This is a genomic window from Janthinobacterium sp. P210005, assembly GCF_036231865.1.
GTDB lineage: Bacteria > Pseudomonadota > Gammaproteobacteria > Burkholderiales > Burkholderiaceae_D > Janthinobacterium > Janthinobacterium kumbetense.
The window spans coordinates 117,920-143,819 of record NZ_JAZARC010000006.1 but is presented as its reverse complement, the minus strand read 5'-3'; the positions used below and the strand labels follow the sequence as shown (position 1 = coordinate 143,819).

Below are 25,900 nucleotides of genomic sequence, written 5' to 3'. Positions count from 1 at the left end.
CGGCCCTGTTTTGATTGGCGCGCCAGGAAAGCGGACCTTGCGCTAAGATTTTGCCTTTCAGACAAAGTTGCAACCCATGACCAGCCACGTCCATCCCGCCCTCGCTCAGGTACGCCAACTCCTCCTGATCACGGACAATGAACTCGACGACGCCATCGCCGAACTGGAAATCCTCGCCCTGAACGAGGAAGACGACGTCGACATGCCACGACTGGCCGCCGGCGCCGGTCCCGCCGAGGCCCTGGCATGGCTGCTGCGCACTGACCTGCTGCCACAGGACGACTTCCTGCGACGCGTACAGGATCTGCCGCGCCGGCATGGCGGCGAAGCCCTGCTCGAGCGCCAGCAACTGGTCGCCGACGCGCTAAAGCTGGTCAACGGCCAGGCCATCGACACCCTGTACGACGAAGACCTGATCAACCAGTGGCAGCGCGACGCCGCCCACGCCAGCTTGCCGGAGAACCGCCTGCTCGCCTCGCCGATTGACGCACTGCGCGAGATGCTCCGGCAAGGCACCTTGACGGCGCAGCAATTCGAGCTATTGCGCACGCGCCAGCACGGCTCGGAGCTGGGCCGCATCATCGTCGATGGCGCCGCGCGCCAGGCCCGCCGGGAACGCCCCGCCTATGCGCGCCCGGGAACGTGGGTGATGGCCGCGCTGCTGGTGCTGGTACTGGCCTTTGCCGGCCGCGCCATCCTCCCCGGGCAGGCGCCCTCTCCCGCCGCCGTCGCCGGGCAGGGCGTCGAGCGGCCCGACTTGCAGCAGCGCGCCGCGCACGCCGTGGAAAGCGCGCGCCTGCCCGGCGCCGGCGCGGACCTGTCCATCACGGTAGTGCAGGACGATGCCACGCCACCGGCACGCTGATCCACAACACAAACGCACTGCGCAAGCGCCGCCCTATCACAAAAACGCGTAACAGGGTACAATCCGTCCTTACTTTTTTATTTCGGCCTCGTCGGCCCACGCGATGTCGTCAACTCCCTCTCCTTCGGCCGTCAAGGCCTATTTGCTCGATTTGCAAAGCCGTATCGTGCAGGCGCTCGAAGCGCAGGACGGCAAGCCCTTCCTGACCGACGCCTGGCAGCGCCCCGAGGGCGGCGGCGGCATTTCGCGGCTGATCGAGGAAGGCAATGTGTTCGAGCGTGGCGGCGTGAATTTTTCGCACGTCACCGGCGCCGCATTGCCGCCATCGGCAGCGGCCGCGCGCCCTGAACTCGGTGGCAAGGCGTGGGAGGCGATGGGCGTGTCGCTGGTGCTACATCCGCATAATCCGTATGCGCCCACGGTGCACATGAATGTGCGTTTCTTCACCACCGTGAATGCCGATGGCGAACCCGTATGGTGGTTCGGCGGCGGCATGGACCTGACGCCGTATTATGGCGACGCGGGCGACGTGAAGCACTTTCACCAGGTGTGCCATGATGCGCTGGCGCCGTTTGGCGAGGAACTGCATCCGAACTTCAAGCAGTGGTGCGACGATTATTTCTACCTGAAGCACAGGCGCGAAGCGCGCGGCGCGGGCGGTATTTTCTTCGACGATTTCAATGCCCTGGGCTTTGACGACAGCTTTGCGATGATGCGCAGCGCCGGCGACGCCTTCATTGACGCCTATGTGCCTATCCTGGCGCGCCGCAAGGACACGCCATACGGCGAACGCGAACGCGATTTCCAGTGCTACCGGCGCGGACGCTATGTCGAGTTCAACCTGGTGTTCGACCGCGGCACCCTGTTCGGCTTGCAGTCGGGCGGACGCACCGAAGCGATCCTGATGTCGATGCCGCCCGTGGTCAAGTGGCGCTACGACTGGCACCCGGAAGCGGGCAGTCCCGAAGCGGCGTTGTATACTGACTTCCTCGTGCATCGCGACTGGCTGCAGGCGTGAACCCAGGTAGCAGGGCATGCGTGGCGCTGCTCGGTGGCAGCTACGATCCGGTGCATATGGGGCATGTCGCGCTGGGCACGCATTTTTCCAGCCTGCTGCACGCCGATGAACTGCGCGTGATTCCGGCAGGCGCGCCCTGGCAAAAAAGCAAGCTGGGCGCCACCGGCCAGCAGCGCGCCGAGATGGCCGGCCTGGCGTTTGCCGGCCTGCCCCTGCCGGTCGTGATCGACCGCCAGGAAATCGCGCGCAGCGAACATGGCCAGGCCAGCTACACCATCGATACCTTGCGCCAGGTACGCGCCGAGCTGGGTCCGCGCGCTTCCATCGTTTTCCTGATGGGCGCCGACCAGCTGCAGCGGCTCGCGACATGGCGCGAATGGCAGCAATTATTTGAATACGCGCATATCTGCGTCGCGGCCCGCCCAGGCTTCGCGCTGAATGACACCGCAGTGCCGCAAGTGGTCGCCGAAGAATTTTCGCGCCGCCTGGGGTCACTGGAAAGCATCCGCAACACGCCGCACGGTCTGACTTATCTGGCACAGGACTTCGCGGTGGATATCTCCGCCACCGAAATACGTGCGGCATTACAACGGGGGAATCGGGCAAACCCGCTTGTTTCCCCGCTAGTGCTAGACTATATTGAACAACATAATTTATACAAAAGCTAAATGGACATCAAAAAACTGCAAACCCTCGTCGTTGACGCCCTTGAAGACGTCAAAGGCCAAGACATCGCCGTCTTCGAAACGAGTCACCTGACCAGCCTGTTCGACCGCATCGCGATCGTTTCCGGTACCTCGAACCGTCAAACCAAGGCGCTGGCCGCCTCGGTGCGCAACAAGGTCAAGGACGCCGGCGGCGACATCATCGGCATGGAAGGCGAGGACACCGGTGAATGGGTGCTGGTCGATCTGGGCGACATGATCGTCCACATCATGCAAGCGCCTATCCGCGCCTACTACCGCCTGGAAGAAATCTGGGGCGACACCCCGGTCAAGCTGGGTGCCGCCAAGCGCGCGCCGAAAAAAGCGGCCGGCGACGAGCCGAAGAAGGTCAGCGGCCACCTGGCAGCAAGCAAGGCCAATGTGGAAGCGACGCCCGTGATCGAGAAAAAGGCGCCTGCCAAGAAAGCCGCGGCAGCCACCACCGCCGCCAAGAAAGCCCCGGCGAAAAAAGCCACCGCTTCCAAAGCCGTCGGCAAGACCGTGAAAGTCGCGCCAACCAAGACCGAAGCAGCCGCAGTGAAAGCCCTGAAAGCGCTGCCGGAGAAAAAAGTACGCGCCCCACGCGCGGCCAAGCCGGCAGCCGATGCTGCACCGGCAAAAACCGTGATCAAGCGTATCAAAAAAGTCGAAGCGTAAGCCTCGATGCAGCTCATCATCGCTGCGGTCGGCCATAAAATGCCGGCCTGGATAGAGACGGGCTTCGCGGAATACGCGAAGCGCATGCCGCCGGAATTGCGCATCGTGCTGAAGGAAATCAAGCCGGTGGAGCGTTCCGGCAGCAAGACCGCCGCCACGGCGATGGCGCTGGAACGCGAACGCATCGAAGCCGTCCTGCCCAAGGGCGTGCGCATCATCGCCCTCGACGAACGCGGCAAGGACCTGACCAGCGTCGGCCTGTCGCAGCAGTTGATGGCGTGGCAACAGGATGGCCGCGACACGGCCTTCCTGATCGGTGGCGCCGACGGCCTCGATCCGCAACTCAAGGCACGTGCCGAAGGCATGCTGCGCATTTCCAGCATGACCCTGCCGCACGGCGTAGTGCGCGTGATCCTCGCCGAGCAGCTGTACCGCGCCTGGTCGATCACGCAAAACCACCCCTACCACCGCGTCTGAATTCCCCATGAAACCGGCCGATAACAAGATCTATCTCGCCTCCAAAAGCCCGCGCCGGCGCGAATTGCTGCGCCAGATCGGCGTCGATTTCGAATTGCTGCTGCTGCGCAGCGACGGCCCGCGCGGCGCCGACGTCACCGAGGAAGTCCTCCCCGGCGAGTCGGCGCTCGACTATGTGGCCCGCGTGGCGAATGAAAAAGCCGCCTTCGCCTGGGACCTGGTGCGCCGCCGCCACCTGACCCCGCGCCCCGTGCTGGCAGCCGACACCACCGTCACCATCGATGGGGTCATCCTCGGCAAGCCGGCCGACCGGGCCGAGGCCGTGGCCATGCTGCAGCAGCTGTCGGGCCGCACGCACGAGGTGTTCACCTCGATCGCCGTGCATTACAAGGATTTCGCCGAGCAGCGCACGCAGATTTCGCAAGTGCGCTTCGGCGTGCTGTCGCCCGCCTCGATCGCCGCGTATTGCGCCACGCCGGAACCGTACGACAAGGCCGGCGGCTACGGCATCCAGGGCAGCGCCGCGCTGTTCGTCGAGCACATCGAAGGCAGCCATTCCGGCATCATGGGCCTGCCCCTGTACGAAACTGCACAGTTGCTACGACTGGCAGGTTTGCCCCTGCCCTGATCGGGTATGATGTCATTCGTTGCCTCCACTCCCGCGCCTCCATGAACGAAGACATCCTGATCAATATCACGCCGCAAGAAACGCGCGTCGCCCTCATCCTGCAGGGCGCCGTGCAGGAATTGCACATCGAGCGCACGCTCACGCGCGGCCTGGCCGGCAATGTGTATTCCGGCAAAGTGGTGCGCGTATTGCCGGGCATGCAGTCGGCCTTCATCGACATCGGCCTGGAACGGGCCGCCTTCCTGCACGTGGCCGACATCTGGGAAGCGCGCGGCCACGACGGCCAGAACGCCACGCCGGCGCCCATCGAAAAAATCCTGTTTGACGGCCAGGTGCTGACGGTACAGGTGATCAAGGACCCGATCGGCACCAAGGGCGCGCGCCTGTCGACGCAGATTTCCATCGCCGGGCGCATGCTGGTGTACCTGCCGCAGGATAAACATATCGGCATTTCTCAGAAAATCGAGAAGGAAGCGGAGCGCGAGCAGCTGCGCGTGCGCCTGCAAAGCCTGCTGCCCACCGATGAAAAGGGCGGCTACATCGTGCGCACCATGGCTGAAGACGCGTCCGACGCGGACTTGAAGGCGGACGTCGACTACCTGAGAAAAACCTGGAGCACGATCACGCACGGTGCGCGCACACGTCCCGCCACCAGCCTGCTGCACCAAGACTTGAGCCTGGCGCAGCGCGTGCTGCGCGACTTCGTCGGCGATGAAACGGCCACCATCCAGGTCGACTCGCGCGAAAATTATGTGAAACTGCGGGAATTCGCGGAAATCTACACGCCCAGCGAACTGACGCGCCTGCAGCACTACACGGGCGAGCGTCCATTGTTCGACCTGTACGGCGTGGAAGAAGAGATCTTGCGCGCGCTGGGCCGCCGGGTCGACCTGAAATCGGGCGGCTACCTGATCGTCGACCAGACGGAAGCGATGACCACCATCGACGTCAACACGGGCGGCTTCGTCGGCGGACGCAATTTTGCCGACACGATTTTCAAGACCAACCTGGAAGCGGCGCACGCCATCGCGCGCCAGCTGCGCCTGCGCAACCTGGGCGGCATCATCATCCTCGACTTCATCGACATGGACAACGCCGAGCACCGCAACGCCGTGCTGGCCGAACTGAAACGCACCCTGTCGCGCGACCGCACCAAGGTCTCGGTGAGCAATTTCTCGCCGCTGGGCCTGGTGGAAATGACGCGCAAGCGCACGCGCGAATCGCTGGCCCATATCCTGTGCGAACCGTGCCCCGCCTGCGCCGGCAAGGGACAAGTGAAAACCTCGCGCACCATCTGCTATGAAATCCTGCGCGAATTGCTGCGCGAAGCAAAGCAGTTCAACCCGCGCGAATTCCGCATCCTCGCCTCGCAGGAAGTCGTGGATTTATTCCTCGAAGAAGAATCACAGCACCTGGCCATGCTGGGCGATTTCATCGGCAAGAAGATTTCGCTGCAGGTGGAGAATGCCTACCACCAGGAGCAGTACGACGTGATTTTGATGTAGTCATGCCGGGCACCACCGCCTTCTGGCGCGACCCGTCTCTCCCTCACGTGGAGAGCCGGCGCGCCTGCCACAGCCGGGCTTGCTACAAGCCCCACAGCCATCCCACGTTTTCCATCGGCGCCGTCGACTCTGGCGGCAGCATCTTTACGGGCAGCAAAGACGGCAAGGTCGCACTCGGCAATGGCAGCCTTGTGCTGGTGCCCGCCGGCTGCGTACACGCCTGCAATCCCCTGCCTGACACCCTGTGGAGCTACCAGATGCTGCATCTCGATGCGCAGTGGCTGCAAGCACACGCGCCGGCGCTCGATGGCGATACGGCGGCGGTGTTGCAGTGCCCGCTGCTGTACGCGCAGTTTTGCGCCATGAATGCGCTGCTGTTTTCAACGGTCAGCGCGGTGGAGAAAAATGCGGCGCTGCTGGCGTTTCTGGTCGCCTGCAGCAGCGTCTGTGCGGATCTGCTGCCTTCGGAACGCAAGCCAGTGCCGCAGCAGCTGGCGCCCGTGCTCGCAACGCTGCAGGCGCTGCCCTCGGCCAGCCTGCGGCAACTGGCGGAGGCGGCAGGCCTGAGCCCGTATCAATTGATCCGCGCCTTTCGCGCCGCCACGGGCCTGACGCCGCATGCCTACCAGCTGAATATGCACGTCAACCGCGCGCGCAACCGCTTGCAGGCCGGGACGGCGTTGGCGCAACTGGCGCATGAACTGGGCTTTGCCGACCAGAGCCACCTGCAGCGCGTGTTCAAGGCGCATGCGGGCATCACGCCGGGGCGCTATCGCGGCCAGCGCAGCTAGAACGCCTGCAATTTTCTTCAATACAGGCTGTCGCCAGCCCCGGCATACTCGCGCATCGCCATTGCCGGAGCCAAACTCCATGCAGGATTTTCTCTTCATCGCCGCCGCCCACTTTCTTTCCCTGCTGTCGCCCGGTCCCGATTTTTTCCTGATCGCGCGCACCTCGCTGGCCCACGGCTGGCGCGGCGCCGCCGGCACGTGCATGGGCATTACCGTGGCCAATGCGGTGTTTATCGTGGCGGCGTTTGCGGGACTATCGGTGCTGCGGGCGGGCAGTACGGCATTCATGCTGGTGCGGCTGGCGGGATGCGCCTATCTGCTGTACCTGGGCTGGCTGTTCCTGCGCCATGCGGGCAAGAGCAGTCTGGAGGCAAAGCCCGCCACCGGCAAGGCACGCTGGCGCGGCGGTGTCGCGATGGGGTTTGTCTCCGCCATCCTGAACCCGAAGAATGCGCTGTTCTATGTCAGCCTGGCCACCGTACTGGCCGCCAGGCAGACGAGTCCCGTTGCGATGGTGGCGTATGGCGCGTGGATGGTCTTTGCCGTGCTGGCGTGGGATATGGCGGTGGCGCTGGCCATCGGCAGCGCCGCCCTGCGGCAGCGCTTTGCGCGCGCGCTGCCGTCGCTGGAACGGCTGTCGGGCGTGGTGCTGATCGTGCTGGCGCTGGTGCTGCTGGCGGATCAGGCTGGCAGCGGGTCCAGATAAAACACGGCATACACTTTCAAGGGCGTGGTTTCCGTCGCCTTTTCCGAGCGCACGACGGAGCAGTCGTCGGCGGCCAGGCTGCGCCAGTTCTGGATGCCCGCCTTGGCGAACATGGCGTGCGCGGGGGCATTCGCGGCCAGGTCCAGCACCAGGCAGGCGTTGCGCGGGCCGGCGCCGTAGTTGACGGCGCGAATTTCAATGCCGAAGGTCGTCATCCACGGCTCCCACAAGCCTTTTTCCTTGCCGGCGGCCATGCGCTCCAGCATCTCGCCAAAGCTCAAGCCTTTCTTGACGGTGCTGCGCAGGGCTTCCAGCGACGGCGCCAGGCGGGGGTCGGGCTGCTTGTTGCCGGCGCGAATCTCGGCGATCGCCTTCAATTCCTTGATGATGGCCGCATCGCGCTCCGTGTAGTCGCGCATGCGCGCGTAAAACTCGGCATCGAGGAAGGGATTGACGGTCAGCTTGGCGACGCCCTCTTCGCGGCGTTTCGGGGAAGGCGTGTTGGTTTTGGTCATGGCGATAGAGGGGCAAAATACGTTGAGGGGCGCCAGTGTACCACCTTGCAGCGGCGCGGCCCCAGGCGCGGCCTCAGCCCCGGGGAGCGGCCGTCGATTCACGCACCACCAGCTCGGGTTTCAGGCGCACGTCGAGTACGGCGGAATCGGGCGAATCGATGGTTTGCAGGATCAGCCGGGCCGCTTCCGTGCCGATGCCGTGGTGGCGGATACGGATGGTAGTCAGGGGTGGACGGATCATGTCCATGTAGGGCATGTCGTTGTGGCCCACGACAGAAATATCTTCGGGGCAGCTCAAGCCCAGTTCGCGGATGGCGTCGTAGCAGCCGAGGGCCACCAGGTCGCTGCCCGTCACCACGGCCGTCGTCCGCGGCGACTGGCGCAGCAGTTCCAGCAGGGCGGCCTTGCCGCATTCGCGCGAATAGCCGCTGCTTTCAAACACGAAGGCTTGCGAGGGATCGAGTTCGCTGGCCTGGATGGCGGCCAGGAAACCGAGGCGGCGCACGTGGCCGGTGGACAGGTTTTCCGGGCCGGCAATGTGCGCGATATGCCGGTGGCCCAGCGCCAGCAAGTGTTCCACGGCCAGGCGCATGCCGACCACGTCGTCGCTGACGACGCAGGAAGCGACGCCCGTCTCGTCGCTGCGGTTGACGGTCACCACCGGCACATTCTGGTCGATGCACATCTTGATGACGGGATCGTCGCGCCGCGCCGTGGCCAGGATCAAGCCATCGACCTGCTGCCCCAGCAGGCGGTTGATGACGAACAGCTGCTCTTCCTCGTCGGCACCGACATTGGCGACGATGGCCAGGTAGCCATGCTTGCGCAAGCCTTCCTCGATGCCCAGCAGGATAGGCGGAAAAACCGCGTTGGTAATGTCGGGCAAGACCACGCCGATGATGCGCGACTTGCGCGTGACGAGGGTGGAGGCAGCGCGGTTCGGCCGGTAACCGAGCCGGCCTGCTTCGGCCAGCACGCGCGCGGCCACCTCGGCGCTGACCATTTGCCGCGTTGCCGGGTTCATCACGCGTGAAACGGTGGAAAAGTGCACGCCACTGGCCCGCGCGACGTCGCTTAAGGTGGGGTTCTTGTTTGTCATGGGCTTCCCGGATCGCAATACCGTGATTTTATCGTAAAAATTCCCCATCCCGTCAAAAACCGAGCAAACGCTTGCATTGAGATAAAGCCGTTTCCCAAAGCGGTTTTGACACTCTTAAGTACAATCCAGCCTTGACAGCGTGCAAACGCTTGCATAACATGACTCGGATTGACCACTCGGGCCCTGTATGCCCTTCCCAGAATTCCTATGTCTACTTCGCACAGCAAGCACGCCGAACAGAACGGCGAAACCTTCAACCTGAAAGAAGCCGCCCTCGCCTATCACGCGGAACCTCGCGCAGGCAAGATTTCCGTCACGCCAACCAAACCGCTGGGCGACGCCCGCGCGCTGACCCTGGCGTACTCGCCGGGCGTGGCCTTCGCCTGCGAAGCGATCGTGGAAGATCCGCGCACGGCCGGCACCTACACGTCGCGCAGCAACCTGGTGGCCGTGATCACCAACGGCACGGCCGTGCTGGGCCTGGGCGATATCGGTCCGCTGGCCAGCAAACCGGTGATGGAAGGCAAGGCTTGCCTGTTCAAGCAATTTGCCGACGTCGACGTGTTCGACATCGAACTGGCCGAGAACGATCCCGACCTGTTCATCGACACCGTGGTGCGCATGGAGCCGACCTTCGGCGGCATCAACCTGGAAGACATCAAGGCGCCGGACTGCTTCTACATCGAACAGCAATTGCGCAAGCGCATGAACATTCCCGTCTTCCACGACGACCAGCATGGCACGGCCATCATCGTCGCGGCCGGCATCCTGAACGGCCTGGAACTGGTGGGCAAGGATATCGGCAACGTGAAATTGGCCGTCTCGGGCGCCGGCGCGGCCTCGATCGCCTGCCTGGACTTGCTCGTCTCGCTGGGCCTGAATAAATCGCTGCTGAAAGTGTGCGACAGCCAGGGCGTGATCTACCCGGGCCGTGATGCCAACATGGAAGAGAACAAGGCGCGCTACGCGAACGACACCAGCGACCGCGACCTGGCCGACGCCATGGTTGGCGCCGACATTTTCATCGGCGTCTCGAAGGGCGGCGTGGTGAGCGCGCAGATGGTCGAATCGATGGCCGCCAAGCCTTTGATCTTCGCCCTGGCCAATCCGCATCCGGAAATCGCCCCGGAAAAAGTGCATGCCGTGCGCGACGACGCCATCGTCGCCACGGGCCGCTCGGACTACCCGAACCAGATCAACAACGTGCTGTGCTTCCCGTACATCTTCCGTGGCGCACTCGACGTGGGCGCCACCACCATCAACGAAGAGATGAAGCTGGCCTGTGTGCGCGCCATCGCCGCGCTGGCCAAGGAACCGTTGCCGGGTCACGAGAGCAGCGCGCTGACGCCGCTGCAACTGATTCCATCGCCGTTCGACGAACGCCTGCGCAGCTGGGTCGCGCCTGCCGTGTCGCAAGCGGCCATCGCCACCGGCGTGGCCACCCGCGTGCCAGCCACCGCCTGAGACGCATGACCGACCTTGCGGCCTTAGCAAAATAACAGCAAGTTACCATTGCTTACAAAAAAACCATGTCTAAAAACCATGGTTTTTTTCATTTCCCCCTTGAGATCGCCTATACAGTTATCGAAGAGTAAATCTCCCAGGGACGTTTTTGCTGCCACCTTCGATTACAATGACGCCTACTTTATGTTGCTACAGTTGCCATAATGGCGACGATGTGCGTTAACAAGGATATTCATGCTCGGCCTGACCTCTGTTTGTGTTTTTCTCTTTTCGGCATTGGCGTTGGCTGTCAACAGCGGATATTCCTTTGGCGCGCTGGTCCTGCTGCTGGCCAGCAGCTGGCTGCTATGGAAGCGCCCCCGCCTGCATCTGCAGCGCCGGGACTATCTGCTGATGGGCGTGATGCTGGCCTACTTCCTTATTTTCACCGCCAATATGCTGTACCACGCCGATCCGGCGCGAGAACTCGACATGCCCTTGCGGGTGCTGCTGGCCTTGCCCGTGCTGCTGCTGCTGATTGCTTATCCGCCGCGGGCGGCGGCATGGTGGAGCGGCCTGGCAATTGGCGCCATCGCGGGGGCAGCCTTGGCGGCTACGCAATATATTCCTAGCAGCCCCTTCCGGCCACAAGCCGCCACCAGTAACGCTATTCACTATGGCAATGTCAGCATGCTGTTTGGCATGTTGACGTTATGTGGGATCGAGTGGGCCATCAAACAGCGCCATCGAATCGCCTGGAGCGTGCTATTGCTGGCAGGCGGCTTAATCGGAATTTTCGGCTCCATCATCAGCGGTAGCCGCGGTGGCTGGCTGGCGCTGCCCGTCTGCGGATGCATATTTGTCGTCCACTACGCGAGAACACGCGGCAAGCACTATATGACTGGCCTGCTGGCGGCGCTGCTGGCCGTGGCGGTACTATCCTACATAGTGCCCAATTCCCCCGTGCTTGAACGCGCGACGGATGCCGTGGAAGATTTGAAAAAATTTGAAGACAGCGACAACGTCAGCACGTCAGTCGGCCAACGGCTGGAAATGTGGCGTACAGCATTAACTTTATCCAATGACCATCTTTGGTTCGGCATGGGACGCAACGGCTACTTGGAGGCAAAGAAAAAACTGTCGGCGGAAGGAAAAATGAGCGAAATTGTGTTGCATTACACCAACGCGCATAACGATTACATCGACTCCCTGGTCAAGCGTGGCATCTTCGGCCTGCTGGCCCTGCTGCTGCTATTCCTGCTACCGCTGACTCTGTTCACGAGGGCATTGCGTCACGGCCCCGCAAGCGCGCAACCATTTGCGCTGGCCGGCGTGATGCTGTGCACCTGCTACATGATTTTTGGCCTGACGACGAGCTCGCTCACCCTGAATATCGGCATCATCATGCTGGTCTTCCCGATGGTGATACTGTGGGCCATGCTGCGCCAGCAAGAACGCATTGCCTGAGTTCGTTTTTCGCCTGACCGTTTTTGCTGTCCCCTGCAAGGAACCATACCGATGCTCACGCCCGACCTGAAGCGCCTCACCGCACTGCACGCGCCCTACAAGAAACACCTGGCCCTGGCCTTGCTGGCGATGGTCGTCACGGCGGCCACGGAACCGCTGCTGCCGTATGCGCTCAAGCTGCTGCTCGACAATGGCTTTGGCGGCAAGGTGAATTTTTCCTTCTGGCTGGTGCCGCTGATCGTCATCGGCATCTTTGCCATGCGCGGCGCGTCGACGTTCGCCAGCAGCTATCTGATGAGCTACGTCTCCACGCGCATCCTCAACGAGTTGCGGCGCAGGATGTTTGCCAGCATGCTCAACTTGCCCATCGACTTTTACAACACGCACACGGTGGGAAAAGTCATCAACTCCATCATGTTCGAGGTGCAGCAGATCATCGAAATGGTGACCAAGGTGTTTACCTCGATCGTGCGCTCCTCGCTGACCGTGCTGGGCCTGCTGGCGTGGCTGCTGTACCTGAACTGGGTGCTGACCCTCGTGACCCTGGTGCTGCTGCCCCTGCTGACCATCGTCGTGCGCACCACGGGCAAGCGCCTGAAAAAACTCAACCGCGACTCGCTGGCCGTCAATGCCGAGCTGACCCAGGTCATCGAGGAAACCACGCGCGCCCAGCAAGTGATCAAGATCTTCGGTGGCCAGGACTACGAAAAATCGCGCTTCGAAGAGCGTGCCGAGCAATTGCGCCGCTACAGCATGCGCATGACCACGACCTTTTCCGCCACCGTGCCCATCACCCAGGTGATCACGGCCGCCGCCGTGGCCCTGGTCATCGTGATGGCCCTGTTCCAGTCGGAGCAGGGGCAGATCACGGTCGGCGGCTTCGTATCCTTCATCACGGCCATGCTGATGCTGCTGACGCCCTTAAAACAGCTGGCCGAAGTCAACGGCCCCCTGCAGCGCGGCATGGCCGCCGCCGAAGAAGTCTTTTTACTGATCGACAAGACGCCAGAGCGCACGGGCGGCACGCCGCTCGCTGGCCGCAGCAAAGGCCGCATCGAGTTCAGGGACGTGAGCTTTGCCTACCCCGGACATCAGGAACCAGCCCTGCGGCACATCGACCTGAGCATTGCGCCAGGACAAACGGTCGCCTTTGTCGGCATGTCCGGCGGCGGCAAATCGACCCTGGTCAGCCTGCTGCCCGGCTTTTACTCGGCCAGCAGTGGCGAGATCTTGCTCGATGGGCAGAATATCGATGCCATCGCCCTGACCAGCCTGCGCAGCCAGATCGCCATGGTCAGCCAGCAGGTGGTGCTGTTCGACGATACCCTGGCTGCGAATATCGCGTATGGCGATGCGGCGCCGGACCGGCAGCGCATCGAAGCGGCGGCGGCCGCCGCCTTCCTGTCGGACGTCATCGACGGCTTGCCCGATGGCCTGGACACGCGCCTGGGCGACAACGGCTCGCGCCTGTCCGGCGGCCAGCGCCAGCGCGTGGCCATCGCCCGCGCCATCTACAAGGATGCGCCCATCCTGATCCTCGATGAAGCCACCTCGGCACTGGATACGGAGGCGGAACGGGCCGTACAAGCGGCACTGGAACACCTGATGCAAGGAAAAACCACCTTAGTTATTGCTCATAGGCTATCAACAATTGAACGTGCGGACCGTATCGTGGTATTGTCACATGGGAAAATAATGGAAACCGGCAGTCACCAGCAATTATTGGATGCCAACGGCGCGTATGCCAATCTGCATCGCCTGCAATTTTCCCAGCAAGTGGTTTGACACCATCGACCGAATACCTGAAATCGTACTGATACATGACGCCTTTGATTCCCGCCGAACTTCTACAAAAGTCGGACAAAATTCTTTTCATCGCCCATCTGGCGCTGGGAGACTTTACCTACCTGCAAAACGGTTTCCGCGCCTTTGCCGCGGCCTATCCCCATATCCAGATCCACCTGTGGGTCGATGAAGTCCGCCGCACGTCCGACTCCAGGCAATGGGAAGGCTTGCGCACCTATTCGCTGTACGACTGGGTGGAGCAATCGGGCCTGTTCGCCAAGGTGTACCGCAAGACCTACAGCCCGGCGCTGTACGAAGAATCCCTGCGCGAGGCCAAGGCGGAACGCTATCCTGTCGTCGTGTCATTGGCCCACGTACGGCCACAGCAATACGCGGATCTTGCCCGCGCGATCAGCCCGAATGGACTGGTAATCGGCACGCGCAAACCGTTCAGTCCGCTGCGCCCCTGGCATTACCTGGCCTACCGCAAGATCGATGCCGTACTGGCCTCGTATGCGGGACAGGATGCGGGCGAGCACCATATCAGCAGCGTCTATGCGGACTGGTTCCGTCAATTGACGGGACTCGACATTCCCGTGGCCGAACGCTATCCCTTCGTGCACATTCCCGAGCACGCGTTGCAGCAGGCGCAGCAGCAGCTGGCCGCCTGGGGCTTTGCCCCGCGCCAGGGTCCGCTGGTGCTATTGAATCCGTTTGCCAAGTCGCACAAGCGCGGCTGGCCGCTGGAGCGCATCGCCGAACTGATCGCGCGCATGCAGGCGATGCCAAAGTGGGCAAATGCCTGCTTCCTGATCAATGCCATGCCGCAGGAACTGGCCAAGGTGAATGCCGTCGTGCAGGCGCACAACTTGCCGCGCACGCAAGCCTTCAGCGCCGTCGACAACTTTTTCCAGCTGCCGGCCATGCTGGCGCAATGCGACCTGATTATTTCGGTGGAAACGTCGATCATGCATCTGGCGAACGCCGTGCATGTGCCCGTGGTGGCGCTGATGCGCAAGAAGAATCCGGAATGGGCGCCGTTCGACAGCGCCAACAGCACCGTCATCACGGTGGCCCGGCGCAGCGACTGGGTCAAGGCGATCTCGGTCGATCAGGTATTGCAGACCATTGCCTAGACAACGCGGCAGCGGCTAGCCGGTGCCCAGCATGCTGATGCGCACCAGGTCGGCCACGTTGTCGACACCCAGCTTGTCCATCAGGCGCGCCTTGTGCACTTCCACCGTGCGCACGGAAATGCCCAGTGCCGGGGCGATATCGCGGTTGTGCTGGCCCGTCACCACCAGATGCATCACTTCCCGCTCGCGCGGCGTCAGGGCACGCAGCAAGGCTTGCCCCTCCACCTGGCGCAGCAACTGGCCACGCGCATGCGCCTCGCGCGAAAACGCTTCATCGATGGCGGCCAGCAGCTTGTCGTGGTCAAACGGTTTTTCCAGGAAATCGCTGGCCTGCGCCTTGAAAGCCTGGCGTGCCAGGGTGACGTCGCCGTGCCCCGTGATAATGATGATGGGCAGCATGCATTTCAACTCCAGCAAACGGCGCTGCAGGCTCAGGCCATCCATGCCGGACATGCGGATATCGATCAGCAGGCAGCCGGCCCACTCGGGCCGCCAGCTGTGCAGGAAATCCTCGCCGCAGGAAAACAGGGCCGTGCGGTAGCCGCGTATGCCCAGCAGCAAACCCAGCGCATCGCGCACGGCGGGATCGTCATCCACGATAAACACCGTCAAATTACTTGTCACCATACTCTCCTGTAGCGGCCGCGCTGGCACACGCCAGGGGCAGGACAAAACGAAAAATGCCATGCTTGCCCACTTCGGCCCATAACTGGCCGCCATGCGCTTCGACAATGCTGCGGCTGAGCACCAGCCCCAGACCCAGGCCGCTGGCCTTGGTCGAGACGAACGGTTCGAACAGGCGTGCCGCCAGGCTATTGGAAATGCCGGGGCCGCTATCCTCCACGGACAGCCGCAGCCGCCCGCCTTCGAGCCGCTCGGCAGAGACCGTGATGCGGCGCCGGCCGCGCGGCTGGCCCATCACCGCATCCTGCGCATTGGCCAATAAATTACGCAATACCAGCTCGATTTGCAGGCGGTCGGCGTTGACGGCCAGCGGCGACGGCGGCGCCAGCACCAGTTCGATGCCATGCTCATGGAACAGCGGCGTGAACTGCCGCGCCATGCCCTCGATCAAGACGCTCGCCTCCACCGCTTCGAGCTGCATCGCGCCCGTGCGGAAAAAGTCGCGCAGGCGGCGCACCACGTCCGCGGCGCGGCCCGATTCGACGATCATATGCCCCACGGCGCCCTGCAGCAGGGCGCCGGTCTCGCCCCGTTCCAGCAAGTATTCGCACGCCTTGCCATAGGTCGACAAGGCCGTCAGCGGCTGGTTCAGCTCATGCGCGAGCGCCGCCGCCATCTCGCCGGCGGCGGCCAGGCGCATCGTGTGTTTCAATTCGTCGGCCACCTGGCGCATTTCATCGACGACGATGCCGATAAAAAAACCCACCAGCGCCAGCACGGCATCGAGCAGCTGCAATTCATAAAACTGGATATCGACCGCATGCGTCCATTTCACCAGAGTAATGATGCACAGTTGCAATACAAACACGGCCAGCACGGCGCCATGCAAGCCCTGGCGCGAGGCGGCCCAGATCACGGGGAGAAACAGGAAATAGAAATGCTTGTATTCGGAACGCACGATGGAACCGAAGAGGCTCCACAGCACGAAGCTGGCGAGAGCCAGATACGCCAGGGTTTCCCAGCGCCAGACGGCGGCATGCAGGCGTTCGCGCCCCCGCTCGCTGAACAGCACCCAGATCAACGGCATCGATACCAGCATGCCGACCATGTCGCCGATGCCGAAGCGCCAGACTGCCGTCCCCCATTCGCCGGCCGGGATGCGTCCCGTCAGCGACAGCAGGGAAATGTAGCCGAGCGCATTGAGCACGGTGCCCAGCAGCACGATGGCAACCCAGGCGCTCAGGCGGCGCCGGTTGTCGAAGATGTCGCTGCTGCTGAAACTGCGGCGCAAGACTGCGCCGATACCGCCATAGCCGAGCATCAGCCACGCCGAACAGAGCAAGGTCAGGGGCAGGCCCGCCGGCATGCCGCGCACCAGCACCTCCCCGGCCACCAGGGCGATAAACCACGGCAGCGCCGCCTTGCGGCCGTGAATCAGCCAAAATACCAGGCCCAGCGCGGGATCGGGATTCCAGGGGGTGATGTTCAGCCCGTACATCGGATCGATATACGTGGCCCAGTCAAACAGCAGATACAGGCCGACAAAGGCGGGATACGGCAGGTAGCGGGACAGGAGTGGGCGCATAACGGTGTTTTTTAACTGTCCCGCATTATGCATCGCAAGCGTGCGCCACGCCATGCCATCTTGCGTTATAAGCACACAAAATAATTTTCATGCAATATCGCAAGGCGCGCCGACAGAATCAGGCCTCGGCCAGCGGCAGGCGCACCTCCACCAGCAAGCCCAGGCCGCCATTGCCTCTGTGCAACTGAATCGTGCCGCCATGCTGTTGCACGACGGAAGCGACGATGGACAAGCCCAGGCCGCTGCCCGGCTGCACCTGCTGCGGCGCGCGGAAAAAGCGGTCGAATACGCGTTCATACAGCGCCGGCGCGATGCCCGGCCCCTGGTCGGCCACATGCAACACGGCCTGGCCCCGCTCCGCATGCAGCGACACCGTCACGCTGCTGCCTCGCGGGCTGTACTTGATGGCGTTTTCCACCAGATTGTCGATCAGCGAGACCAGACTCTCGCGCTGCCCGGGCACGCTGAGCGAGACGCTGGCTTGCAATTCGAGCTCGATATCGCCCGCCTGCGCCAGGCCGGACAGGGCCGCCAGCCGATCCTGCAGCAAGGTATCGAGCGCCTGGCGCCGCGGCAGCTCGCCCCCGCCCGCCTGCACTTCGCTGCGCGTCAGCTGCAGCAACTGGCCCACCAGGCGCGCGGCCCGGTTGCCGCTGTTCAAGATACCGTCCAGCAACTCTTGCTGGCGTGCATCATGCGCCTGTCCCTGCAAGGCCTCGACATTCACGCGCATGGCCGCCAGCGGCGTGCGCAGCTCATGCGTGGCGTCGGCGATGAAGCTGCGTTCGCGCGCGGCACTGGCATCGACCCGCTGCAGCAAGGCATTGATATTGTCGACCAGCGCCGCCAGTTCGCCATGCGGCGGCTTGAACGTCAGCGGACGCAGATCCTGCGGCCCGCGCGCCGCCACCTCCTGCGCCACCTTGCGCCACGGGCGCATGGCAAGGCGGATCGACAGCCAGGCCGGCACCAGCAGGAACGGCAGGCTGATCAGCAACGGCAGCAGGTAGTAGCCGCGTGAATTGATCGTGATGAAAAATTGCCAGGCGCCGCCCACTTCCAGCACGGTCACGCGGGTGGCCCCTTCGGCAAGGCTACGGCTGCGCCAGGCCTGGCCCTTGACGTACACCACTTCCATCTGTTCCGGGCCGGCGCTGCGGATACCGCTGGGCGCACTCGGCGACTTGTAGACCAGCTTGCCCTCGCGCCAGACCAGGATGCGCGGCGCCAGTTCCGGCACCTTCCCCATTTCAAATTCCTCGCGCAAGGCTTCGTCGATGGCGCGCAAGCTTTGCTCCTGGCGCACGGGCTGGTCAGCCAGGTTGTCGGCCACGCTGATAATGGCGTGCAAGACCCCGCGGGTCACATTGCTCGCTTCGCTCGTGCCCTCGAACAGCACATACGCCACGGCCAGGCTCCACAGCACGGTCAGCATCAGCATTTGCGCCATCATCAGGCGGCGCACCAGGGTGGGCCGGCGCAGCATGGCCCAGAAACGCCCCATCATGCGCCGGCACCCGGCGGGACGGATGTCTCGCCCTGCTGATCGATGACATAGCCGACGCCGCGCACGGTACGGATATACCCCTCGCCTATCTTGCGGCGCAAGTTGCCCATATGCACATCCAGGGTATTGCTGGCATTGGCCAGTCCGCCAGGCAGGATATGCTCTTCCAGCACGCGGCGCGTGATCACCCGGTTGGCGCGCATCAGCAAGGTTTTCAGCAGGGCATATTCACTGGCGGTGAGTTCCACGGGCCGTCCATGCACGCTGACCCTGCGCGTGGGCACCTGCAACAGCAGGCCACGCAACTCGATGGTGTCGCCATCGAAACCATAGCTGCGGCGTGCCAGGGCGCGCACGCGCGACAGCAGCTCGGCCAGCACAAAGGGCTTCACCAGGTAATCGTCGGCGCCGCCGTCCAGGCCCCGCAAGCGCTGCTCCAGCGTATCGCGAGCGCTGAGGATCAGCACCGGCAGGCGCGCCGCGCGCAGCCGGGCCAGCAAATCGAGGCCATCGCCGTCGGGCAAGCCCAGGTCCAGCAGCACCAGTTCGCAACTGTCGTGCTCGATGCTGCGCGCCGCATCCTCCAGGCTGCGCACCCAGACCACTTGCATGCCCTGGTCGCGCAGGGCGATCCGCACGCCATTGCCCAGGTCCATATCGTCTTCAATCAGCAGTATCTTCATGGTGAGTATTAAACCACCGCAAGCTGAAGAATGGGTAAAGAAGCGTTCTTCATCCAATCTTAATAAAAGGCTCATTTTTCCTTCATGGCAAGGATGGATACTGTCGGCAGTCAATCGAGCCACTCCGGACTCGGTTCTCCACCTGACGGAAAATTCCATGCACGCACCCACAACCCTGCTGACCGCGCTGGCACTCGCCAGCGGCATGATCCTCAACCCGCTGGCCGCCGCCGCGGCCGAACCGGCCCCGCAAAATGTCTTCACCATCGGCGGCGGCGTCGCTGCCGTGTCCAGCTATTCCGGCGCCGACAAGCTGTCGGCCTCGCCCCTGATCATCCTCGATTACGCCATGGCCAATGGCCTGTTCTTCAGCACTTCGCGCGGCATCGGCTATGGCGGCCAGGCCGGCCCCTTCAGCTACAGCGCGGCATTGGGCTACCGCGGCAACCGCGAAGACCACAAGCGCAATGGCGCCAATGGCTGGGGCGGCAGCGACTACCTGAAGGGCATGGGCGAAGTCAAGGGCAACGCCAGCGCCCTGCTCAGCGCGGGGTATTCGCCCTTGCCGGGCCTGTCGCTGAGCGTGTCGAGCGACATTCCCCTGTCGAACCGCGAAAATGGCGCGAATGTGCATTTCGGCGCGACGGGCCAGATCTATGGCCGGACCGATGCCAAGGGCGCGCAGCAGGACAGCGTAACCATCGGCGGGCAGCTGGGCTGGGGCGAGCGCAAGTACGTGCAGACCATGTATGGCGTGACGGCCACCCAGGCCGCGAACACCTCGTTCAAGCAATACACGCCCAAGGGCGGTTTCTATGAAGCACAGGCCACCATCAACTGGGAGCACCGCTTCGATGCGCGCTGGGGCATCAATACCCTGGTCGGCGTCGAGAGCCGCCTGGGCGACGCGGCCAAGAGCCCCATCGTGCAGCGCAAGACCTCCCCGGTCGGCGCCGTGTACGTCACTTACCGCTATTAAAACCGTGACGGCATAAGGGAAACCCGTACGCTGTTTCGCCAATTTACAGAGGGGGATGGCATGGATAAGATGACATGGTTTTCCCACTATGGCGATCCCTTCCATGCATGCATCGCGCCTTGCCCCGCAACGTCACCGCGCCCCGGACAGCGCCGCGGGCACGGGCGGCAAGCCGGGCCAGGATACCTTGCTGCTGCTCTTGCCCGTCAAGCGCGCCAGCGACATCATCTACGGTGCGCGCTACGCCAGGCGCCTGCAGGAATGGGGTATCCAGGTCAGCGTCAGCCTGCTGCACGTGACACCGGCGCCAGCGCGCCGGGCCGATGGCTTGCCCCAGCACAACGCCGGCGAATGCCATGCGCTGGACCCGGCCACGCAGCACATGATGCACGAGGCGGGACTGTACCTGAGCCGCTCTCAACTCGCCTTCAATACCCATATTTTTGCCGGCGAGCTGCTGTTTACGATCCTCGATACTGCTGAACTGCTCGGTTGCCACGAAATCGTCCTGCCGGCCCTGCGTCATAGTCCCTGGCAGCGTCGTTTTTCCGGTGCGCTCGCGCGCAAGCTGGCGCGCGCTACGCGCAGCGCCACGGTATTGCTGGCCGACACCGACGGCATGAGCGGGCCGCCGCCGGCCTGAAGCGCCGCCAGCGCCCCGCACCCAGCCCATCCACATTCACATGAAAACTCTTTGATGACACAAGCTATTACCCTGCATGCGGGCCTGAGCAATATGCCGCCAGGCATGTCCCGCATGCGCGAGCTGCTCAAGCTGCAATTGCGGGCGCAACTGCAGCGCCGCCAGACGCGCATCTGGCTGCAGCTGCTCAATTCCCACCCCGTGTTCCAGGACTTGCTGCAAGCCTATCCGCGCCTGATGCACAAGGTGTACCGCCCTTACCTGAGCACGAACCTGTCGTGCCGTCAGCGCGTCGCCTTGCTGGTCGAACACTATCATTTCATCCTGCAACAGGGCTGGGGCAAGTTGATGACGCAGGCGGCGCGCGCGCCGGTGCGGCTGGGCACCGTGCCGGGAAAATCGGGCGCGCCCTACCACCTGCAGCTGTGTTCGCTACAACCGATGGACCGCGAAGGCGAGATGGTCCTGCAACTGGCGCACGGCGATGACGTGATCTACTCGGTCGCATTTAGCTTTTTCGGTTCGCGCGCGCGCGCCAGCATGAGCGTGGGCATCGGTTGCATCCAGGGCCCGCGCGGCGCGGAAGGCTTGCGCCGCGTGCGCGAAGCCACGCGCGACCTGCATGGCATGCGCCCCAAGGCCCTGATGGTGCGATTGGTGCGCCAGCTGGGACATGAACATGGCTGCCGTAACATGGTGCTTGTAGGCAACGTCAACCGCGCCGTCCACCATTCCGCCAAAAAAGGCCGTTTGTTCGCCGACTACAATGCCCTTTGGCAAGAACTCGGCGCTCAGGCACGCAAGGATGGCGATTTTGAGTTGCCATGCGAAAACTTGCCCCTGCCTGCCCTGGAAGACATTCCCTCGAAAAAGCGCTCGGAAGCACGCAAACGCCACGAACTGACGCTGGCCATGATCAGCAGCCTGCGTAACGGCCTCGACGCCCATCGCAGCCCGGTGCAGCTCGCCACGGCAGGCGCTGCGGCAGCCGCCAACGAAGTACGGCAAGCGGTCGATCTGGATGACGACGACTACGCTTCCGCTATCGCCTGAGTCCCCCGGCCACTGCACGATGCCCCGCCCCCGCATCGTTGTTTGCCATCGCTGCCGCACCGCCGCCCCTCCTGCAACACACGCTTCAACCCATGCACGGCTCAATCCTGTTACGCTAGCACTATCGGCATGCACTGCGGTGCGCCGGTTCCCCCAACGCTTACTAGGAGGCAAGTCATGCGCGTAGACATCTACCGCCGGGCCGAGCACGACGGCATTTTTTCCTACCTCGCCGTGCCGGAAGGAAAGCTCATTCCGGAAGAAGTTACCAATACCGACTGGCAGCTGGAAGTACGCGCCAGCGAAGTGGCCGACGATGCCGAGATCTTGCCAAACTACCATATCGAACAGCCGCACCAGCAGATCGCCGCCAAGGGCTATGCGATCACGGGCCTGAAAGACATGTAAACGAACAAAGCCAAACCAGCATGTCTGCGGTTTGGCTTTGTTGCATGCGCCGGGCGGTGCCGGTCAGTATTCGACCGCCACTTCTTGCGCACCCAGCATTTGCTCCAGCGCCATCTGCAATTCATCCGATGGCGCCACTTTCCATTCGTCCCCGAACTGCAGCACGCAACTGACGCCTTGCGGGCTGACCTTGGCGGCGATCGGCAGTCCGTCCGCAGCCCGGTGCGGCATGATCACGTCGCTGATGCGCTTCATGTCCAGCGTCGTGGGCAGAGTCAAGCCCAGCTGGCGGCCATACTGCACGCGCGCAGAGATGATGTCGAAGGCGCTCTCGGCCGTGATGCGCAAGCCGCCCGAAAAGCGGTCTTCCGACACCTTGCCCACGACGGCGAGGAATTCATCTTCCTTGAAGATTTTCCGGTTGGAATCGAACAATTCGCCGTACACCGTCACTTCCACCGTACCGCTCTTGTCGTCGAGCGTAACGATGAGGATCTTGCCGCGCTGCGTCATCTGCGTGCGCAAACCCGTGATGACGCCCGCCATCATGCGCGGTTCGCGCGACGGCGACAGTTCCGACAGTTTCGTGCGGGCAAAACGGCGTGCCTCGGGCGCATACGAATCGAACAAGTGGCCGGACAGGTAGAAGCCCAGCGCGATCTTTTCTTCCGTCAGGCGCTGTTTATCTGTCCACACGGGCACCTTGACGTACTCGGGCGGCGCCACCATGTCGCTGTCGTCGCCGCCGAACAGGCTCACCTGGTTTGCCGCCTTGGCCGCCTGGTCGGCGCACTCCATGGCGAAGGCCACGGAGGCGAGCAGGATGGCGCGGTCGACCTTCAGGCAGTCGAAGGCGCCGCTGCGGATCAGGGATTCGATGGTGCGACGGTTGATTTGCTTTTTATCAACACGCTTGCAGAAATCGAACAGGCTGGTAAACGGCCCGCCCGCCTCACGCGCGGCGATGATGGCTTCGATGGCGTTCTGGCCGGAACCCTTCACGGCGCCCAGGCCATAGCGGATCTGCGTGACTTTCTTGCCGCTCACGGATGGCGCCGCCCCGCTCGGCATGAAGCGGTAATCGGATTCGTTGATATCCGGCGGCAACAAGGTCAGCTTGCAGATTTCCAGCGAGTCTTCCACCAGGATCTTGATCTTGTCCGTGTCGTCCATGGCCAGCGACAAGTTGGCGGCCATGAAGGCGGCCGTGTGGTGCGCTTTCAGGTAAGCCGTGTGATACGACAGCAAGGCATAGGCGGCGGCGTGCGATTTGTTGAAACCGTAGCCCGCGAACTTTTCCATCAAGTCGAAGATCTCGTCGGCCTTTTCCGCCGTCAAGCCATCCTTTGCCGCACCGGCGCGGAAGATCTCGCGGTGCTCCGCCATCTCTTCGGCCTTCTTTTTACCCATGGCGCGGCGCAGCATGTCGGCGCCGCCCAGCGAGTAGCCGCCGACGATCTGCGCCATCTGCATCACCTGCTCCTGGTACACCATGATGCCGTAGGTTTCGGACAGAATCGATTCCGTGCGCGGATCGGGGTAATCGAAGCGCTCACCGTGCTTGCGCTTGCAGAAGTCGGGAATCAGGTCCATCGGGCCCGGACGGTACAGCGCCACGAGCGCGATAATGTCTTCGAAGCGGTCGGGACGCGCGTCTTTCAGCATGCCCTGCATGCCGCGCGACTCCAGCTGGAACACGGCCACGGTCTTGGCCTTGGTCAACAGGTCGTAGGACGGCTTGTCGTTCAGCGGCAAGGTCGCCAGGTCGAAATTCGCTTGCGCAGGGTCAAGCTGCTTGATGTAGCGCACGGCGCGGTCGAGAATCGTCAGCGTGGTCAAGCCCAAAAAGTCGAACTTCACGAGGCCGACGGCTTCCACGTCGTCCTTGTCGTACTGCGACACGACGCCCGAATCGCCGCCCTGCGTGTACAGCGGGCAGAAATCCGTCAGCTTGCCGGGAGCGATCAGCACGCCCCCCGCGTGCATGCCGATATTGCGCGTGATGCCTTCGACCTGCTGCGCCAGGTCCAGCAACTGCTTGACCTCTTCCTCGTTTTCCAAGCGTTCCTTGAGCAGCGGTTCTTCCTCGATGGCGTCGGCGATCGACACGGGTTTGCCGGGCTTGAACGGGATCAGCTTGGAAATGCCGTCGCAGAAGTTATAGCCGAAATCCATCACGCGGCCCACGTCGCGGATCGCGCCCTTGGCCGCCATGGTACCGAAGGTGGCGATCTGCGAGACGGCCTCCTTGCCATACAAATCCTTGACGTGCTGGATGACTCTGTCGCGCCCTTCTTGACAAAAGTCAATATCGAAGTCGGGCATCGAGACGCGTTCGGGATTCAGGAAGCGCTCGAACAGCAGGTTGTACTGCAACGGGTCCAGGTCGGTAATGAGCAGCGAATACGCCACCAGCGAGCCCGCGCCCGAACCGCGGCCCGGGCCGACAGGCACGCCGTTTTCCTTGGCCCACTGGATAAACTCGGCCACGATGAGGAAGTAGCCGGGGAACTTCATGTTGCAAATCGTGTCCGTCTCGAATTTCAGGCGCGACTCGTAGCGCGGACGCTCCTTTTCGCGCTTTTCCGGATCCGGATACAGCTGCAGCAACCGTTTTTCCAGGCCCGCCTGCGATTCGGCGACGAGGAACTGGTCGATCGTCATGCCTTCGGGCGTGGGGAAATTCGGCAATTGCGGCTTGCCCAGGGTCAAAGTCAGATTGCAGCGCTTGGCGATTTCCACGGAATTGGCCAGCGCGGCCGGCAAGTCGGCGAACAATTCCGCCATGTCGGCCTGCGACAGGAAGCGCTGGCTGTCATTGAAGCGCTTTACCCGCTTGGCATTGGCCAGCATTTCGCCTTCGGCGATACAGGTGCGGGCTTCATGGGCAATAAATTCCTCTGGGGAAATAAATTGCACGGGATGGGTGGCCACCACGGGCAAGCCCAGCTTGGCTGCCAGCGCCACCGCATGGCGTACCTGCGCTTCCTGGTTGGCCTGGCCGCCGCGCTGGATTTCAACATAGAAATGGCCGGGGAAAATCTCGGCCCAGCGTTGCGCATTGCGCTCGGCCAGGGCCAGGTTGCCATTTTCGATGGCCGTGCCAACATCACCGAAGTGCGCGCCCGACAGGACGATCAAGCCATTCGCCGCGCTTTCGCCCGGATACAGCTCATAGGTATTCGTCGCCAGCGCCTGCAGCCATTCGATGCGCAGCTCGGCGCGGCCCTTGTACTGATTCGTCAGCCAGGCCGTCGACAGCAATTCGCACAGTTGCAGATAGCCCATGCGGTTCTTCGCCAGCAACAGCAAGCGCGACGGCTTTTCGCGGTTGTCGTCATTCGTGATCCACACGTCGACGCCGACGATGGGCTTGATGCCCTTGCCGCGCGCTTCCTTGTAGAACTTGACCATGCCAAACAGGTTCGACAGGTCGGTGACGGCCAACGCCACCTGCTTGTCCTTCGCCGCCGCCTTGACCACGTCGTCGATGCGCACCAGGCCATCGACGATCGAGTACTCCGAGTGCACGCGCAAATGGACGAAGGCAGGGCCGGACTGCATCGCTTGCTGTGAACCTGCCGGAGCGCCGGCCTCTTGCATTACCATTTCCATCCTGTGT

At 62.9% G+C, this 25,900-nt stretch carries 23 protein-coding genes and 1 pseudogene; 17 read left to right on the top strand and 7 right to left on the bottom strand.

The window, feature by feature from the left end; translation table 11 throughout:
• Window positions 1-76: 76 nt before the first annotated feature.
• The 9 genes from VPH40_RS22600 to VPH40_RS22560 all read left to right on the top strand — a co-directional run bounded on the left by VPH40_RS22600 (window position 77) and on the right by VPH40_RS22560 (window position 7,351).
• Entirely contained in the window at window positions 77-865 is a 789-nt protein-coding gene (locus tag VPH40_RS22600; RefSeq protein ID WP_328574564.1) for a hypothetical protein, read from the top strand.
• A gap of 103 nt (window positions 866-968) precedes the next feature.
• Window positions 969-1,883: an oxygen-dependent coproporphyrinogen oxidase gene (hemF, locus tag VPH40_RS22595; protein WP_328574563.1), complete on the top strand. Its 915-nt coding sequence runs from the start codon at window positions 969-971 to the stop codon at window positions 1,881-1,883.
• Between the two features lie 20 nt (window positions 1,884-1,903).
• Window positions 1,904-2,551 carry a nicotinate (nicotinamide) nucleotide adenylyltransferase gene (gene nadD, locus VPH40_RS22590; RefSeq protein ID WP_257218867.1) on the top strand — a complete coding sequence of 216 codons (648 nt, stop codon included), beginning with the start codon at window positions 1,904-1,906 and terminating at the stop codon, window positions 2,549-2,551.
• Window positions 2,552-3,244 (top strand): ribosome silencing factor, encoded by a 693-nt coding sequence (gene rsfS, locus VPH40_RS22585; protein ID WP_099666688.1) that lies wholly within the window; start codon window positions 2,552-2,554, stop codon window positions 3,242-3,244.
• Between the two features lie 6 nt (window positions 3,245-3,250).
• Entirely contained in the window at window positions 3,251-3,721 is a 471-nt protein-coding gene (gene rlmH, locus VPH40_RS22580; RefSeq protein ID WP_034747108.1) for a 23S rRNA (pseudouridine(1915)-N(3))-methyltransferase RlmH, read from the top strand.
• Between the two features lie 7 nt (window positions 3,722-3,728).
• Complete coding sequence (locus VPH40_RS22575) at window positions 3,729-4,349, top strand: Maf family protein (protein ID WP_328574562.1); 621 nt, start codon at window positions 3,729-3,731, stop codon at window positions 4,347-4,349.
• A 41-nt stretch (window positions 4,350-4,390) separates the two neighbouring features.
• Window positions 4,391-5,854: a ribonuclease G gene (gene rng / locus VPH40_RS22570; RefSeq protein WP_099666686.1), complete on the top strand. Its 1,464-nt coding sequence runs from the start codon at window positions 4,391-4,393 to the stop codon at window positions 5,852-5,854.
• Window positions 5,855-5,856: 2 nt separating this feature from the next.
• On the top strand, window positions 5,857-6,645 hold the full coding sequence (locus VPH40_RS22565) for an AraC family transcriptional regulator (RefSeq protein WP_328574561.1): 789 nt from the start codon (window positions 5,857-5,859) through the stop codon (window positions 6,643-6,645).
• A 79-nt stretch (window positions 6,646-6,724) separates the two neighbouring features.
• Window positions 6,725-7,351, top strand: a complete 627-nt coding sequence (locus tag VPH40_RS22560) for a LysE family translocator (RefSeq protein WP_328574560.1) — start codon at window positions 6,725-6,727, stop codon at window positions 7,349-7,351.
• Here VPH40_RS22560 and VPH40_RS22555 read toward each other — a convergent pair.
• A complete protein-coding gene (locus VPH40_RS22555) occupies window positions 7,327-7,866 on the bottom strand; it encodes a hypothetical protein (protein WP_077408222.1) in 540 nt (179 codons plus the stop codon). The two genes, VPH40_RS22560 and VPH40_RS22555, sit on opposite strands and share 25 nt — an antisense overlap.
• Before the next feature lie 73 nt (window positions 7,867-7,939).
• Window positions 7,940-8,965: a LacI family DNA-binding transcriptional regulator gene (locus VPH40_RS22550; RefSeq protein WP_099666682.1), complete on the bottom strand. Its 1,026-nt coding sequence runs from the start codon at window positions 8,963-8,965 to the stop codon at window positions 7,940-7,942.
• Window positions 8,966-9,172: 207 nt separating this feature from the next.
• Between VPH40_RS22550 and VPH40_RS22545 the strand changes: the two are divergent.
• From VPH40_RS22545 to VPH40_RS22530, 4 genes and pseudogenes are all read left to right on the top strand, one after another.
• A pseudogene (locus VPH40_RS22545) lies at window positions 9,173-10,411 on the top strand (malic enzyme-like NAD(P)-binding protein); the annotation flags it as partial.
• A gap of 252 nt (window positions 10,412-10,663) precedes the next feature.
• Complete coding sequence (locus VPH40_RS22540) at window positions 10,664-11,875, top strand: O-antigen ligase family protein (RefSeq protein WP_305062692.1); 1,212 nt, start codon at window positions 10,664-10,666, stop codon at window positions 11,873-11,875.
• A 51-nt stretch (window positions 11,876-11,926) separates the two neighbouring features.
• Complete coding sequence (gene msbA, locus VPH40_RS22535; protein WP_077408230.1) at window positions 11,927-13,660, top strand: lipid A export permease/ATP-binding protein MsbA; 1,734 nt, start codon at window positions 11,927-11,929, stop codon at window positions 13,658-13,660.
• Window positions 13,661-13,695: 35 nt separating this feature from the next.
• Window positions 13,696-14,796: a glycosyltransferase family 9 protein gene (locus tag VPH40_RS22530; protein WP_099666679.1), complete on the top strand. Its 1,101-nt coding sequence runs from the start codon at window positions 13,696-13,698 to the stop codon at window positions 14,794-14,796.
• A gap of 15 nt (window positions 14,797-14,811) precedes the next feature.
• On the opposite strand, the gene VPH40_RS22525 is transcribed toward VPH40_RS22530, so the two are convergent.
• From VPH40_RS22525 to VPH40_RS22510, 4 genes are all read right to left on the bottom strand, one after another.
• Window positions 14,812-15,423, bottom strand: coding sequence for a response regulator transcription factor (locus VPH40_RS22525; RefSeq protein WP_077408234.1), 612 nt, complete (start codon window positions 15,421-15,423; stop codon window positions 14,812-14,814).
• Complete coding sequence (locus tag VPH40_RS22520; RefSeq protein WP_251350540.1) at window positions 15,410-17,005, bottom strand: ATP-binding protein; 1,596 nt, start codon at window positions 17,003-17,005, stop codon at window positions 15,410-15,412. Before VPH40_RS22520 ends, VPH40_RS22525 begins: the two co-directional genes overlap by 14 nt.
• A 118-nt stretch (window positions 17,006-17,123) precedes the next feature.
• Entirely contained in the window at window positions 17,124-18,512 is a 1,389-nt protein-coding gene (locus tag VPH40_RS22515) for an ATP-binding protein (RefSeq protein WP_328574559.1), read from the bottom strand.
• Window positions 18,509-19,195 (bottom strand): response regulator, encoded by a 687-nt coding sequence (locus VPH40_RS22510; RefSeq protein WP_289911354.1) that lies wholly within the window; start codon window positions 19,193-19,195, stop codon window positions 18,509-18,511. Before VPH40_RS22510 ends, VPH40_RS22515 begins: the two co-directional genes overlap by 4 nt.
• Window positions 19,196-19,352: 157 nt before the next feature.
• Here VPH40_RS22510 and VPH40_RS22505 point away from each other — a divergent pair, with 157 nt between their 5' ends.
• From VPH40_RS22505 to VPH40_RS22490, 4 genes are all read left to right on the top strand, one after another.
• The gene (locus VPH40_RS22505; RefSeq protein ID WP_251350538.1) at window positions 19,353-20,174 is read left to right on the top strand and encodes a MipA/OmpV family protein; all 822 of its coding nucleotides are present in this window, start codon (window positions 19,353-19,355) and stop codon (window positions 20,172-20,174) included.
• 103 nt (window positions 20,175-20,277) lie between these two features.
• A complete protein-coding gene (locus VPH40_RS22500) occupies window positions 20,278-20,817 on the top strand; it encodes a universal stress protein (protein ID WP_143451469.1) in 540 nt (179 codons plus the stop codon).
• A 54-nt stretch (window positions 20,818-20,871) separates the two neighbouring features.
• On the top strand, window positions 20,872-21,870 hold the full coding sequence (locus VPH40_RS22495; protein ID WP_328574558.1) for a VirK/YbjX family protein: 999 nt from the start codon (window positions 20,872-20,874) through the stop codon (window positions 21,868-21,870).
• A 177-nt stretch (window positions 21,871-22,047) separates the two neighbouring features.
• Window positions 22,048-22,278: a DUF6139 family protein gene (locus tag VPH40_RS22490; protein WP_092713976.1), complete on the top strand. Its 231-nt coding sequence runs from the start codon at window positions 22,048-22,050 to the stop codon at window positions 22,276-22,278.
• Between the two features lie 63 nt (window positions 22,279-22,341).
• Here VPH40_RS22490 and dnaE read toward each other — a convergent pair whose 3' ends face one another.
• Complete coding sequence (dnaE, locus tag VPH40_RS22485; protein WP_328574557.1) at window positions 22,342-25,881, bottom strand: DNA polymerase III subunit alpha; 3,540 nt, start codon at window positions 25,879-25,881, stop codon at window positions 22,342-22,344.
• Window positions 25,882-25,900: the final 19 nt, after the last annotated feature.

Coding starts and splice junctions, on each gene's coding strand:
- VPH40_RS22495 (WP_328574558.1), top strand. CDS start 20,872: ATGACACAAGCTATTACCCTGCATGCGGGCCTGAGCAATATGCCGCCA.
- VPH40_RS22500 (WP_143451469.1), top strand. CDS start 20,278: ATGCATGCATCGCGCCTTGCCCCGCAACGTCACCGCGCCCCGGACAGC.
- VPH40_RS22505 (WP_251350538.1), top strand. CDS start 19,353: ATGCACGCACCCACAACCCTGCTGACCGCGCTGGCACTCGCCAGCGGC.
- VPH40_RS22525 (WP_077408234.1), bottom strand. CDS start 15,423: ATGGTGACAAGTAATTTGACGGTGTTTATCGTGGATGACGATCCCGCC.
- rng (WP_099666686.1), top strand. CDS start 4,391: ATGAACGAAGACATCCTGATCAATATCACGCCGCAAGAAACGCGCGTC.
- VPH40_RS22510 (WP_289911354.1), bottom strand. CDS start 19,195: ATGAAGATACTGCTGATTGAAGACGATATGGACCTGGGCAATGGCGTG.
- VPH40_RS22575 (WP_328574562.1), top strand. CDS start 3,729: ATGAAACCGGCCGATAACAAGATCTATCTCGCCTCCAAAAGCCCGCGC.
- VPH40_RS22490 (WP_092713976.1), top strand. CDS start 22,048: ATGCGCGTAGACATCTACCGCCGGGCCGAGCACGACGGCATTTTTTCC.
- dnaE (WP_328574557.1), bottom strand. CDS start 25,881: ATGCAAGAGGCCGGCGCTCCGGCAGGTTCACAGCAAGCGATGCAGTCC.
- msbA (WP_077408230.1), top strand. CDS start 11,927: ATGCTCACGCCCGACCTGAAGCGCCTCACCGCACTGCACGCGCCCTAC.
- VPH40_RS22515 (WP_328574559.1), bottom strand. CDS start 18,512: ATGATGGGGCGTTTCTGGGCCATGCTGCGCCGGCCCACCCTGGTGCGC.
- rlmH (WP_034747108.1), top strand. CDS start 3,251: ATGCAGCTCATCATCGCTGCGGTCGGCCATAAAATGCCGGCCTGGATA.
- VPH40_RS22555 (WP_077408222.1), bottom strand. CDS start 7,866: ATGACCAAAACCAACACGCCTTCCCCGAAACGCCGCGAAGAGGGCGTC.
- VPH40_RS22560 (WP_328574560.1), top strand. CDS start 6,725: ATGCAGGATTTTCTCTTCATCGCCGCCGCCCACTTTCTTTCCCTGCTG.
- VPH40_RS22530 (WP_099666679.1), top strand. CDS start 13,696: ATGACGCCTTTGATTCCCGCCGAACTTCTACAAAAGTCGGACAAAATT.
- VPH40_RS22540 (WP_305062692.1), top strand. CDS start 10,664: ATGCTCGGCCTGACCTCTGTTTGTGTTTTTCTCTTTTCGGCATTGGCG.
- VPH40_RS22520 (WP_251350540.1), bottom strand. CDS start 17,005: ATGCGCCCACTCCTGTCCCGCTACCTGCCGTATCCCGCCTTTGTCGGC.
- VPH40_RS22600 (WP_328574564.1), top strand. CDS start 77: ATGACCAGCCACGTCCATCCCGCCCTCGCTCAGGTACGCCAACTCCTC.
- rsfS (WP_099666688.1), top strand. CDS start 2,552: ATGGACATCAAAAAACTGCAAACCCTCGTCGTTGACGCCCTTGAAGAC.
- hemF (WP_328574563.1), top strand. CDS start 969: ATGTCGTCAACTCCCTCTCCTTCGGCCGTCAAGGCCTATTTGCTCGAT.
- VPH40_RS22565 (WP_328574561.1), top strand. CDS start 5,857: ATGCCGGGCACCACCGCCTTCTGGCGCGACCCGTCTCTCCCTCACGTG.
- VPH40_RS22550 (WP_099666682.1), bottom strand. CDS start 8,965: ATGACAAACAAGAACCCCACCTTAAGCGACGTCGCGCGGGCCAGTGGC.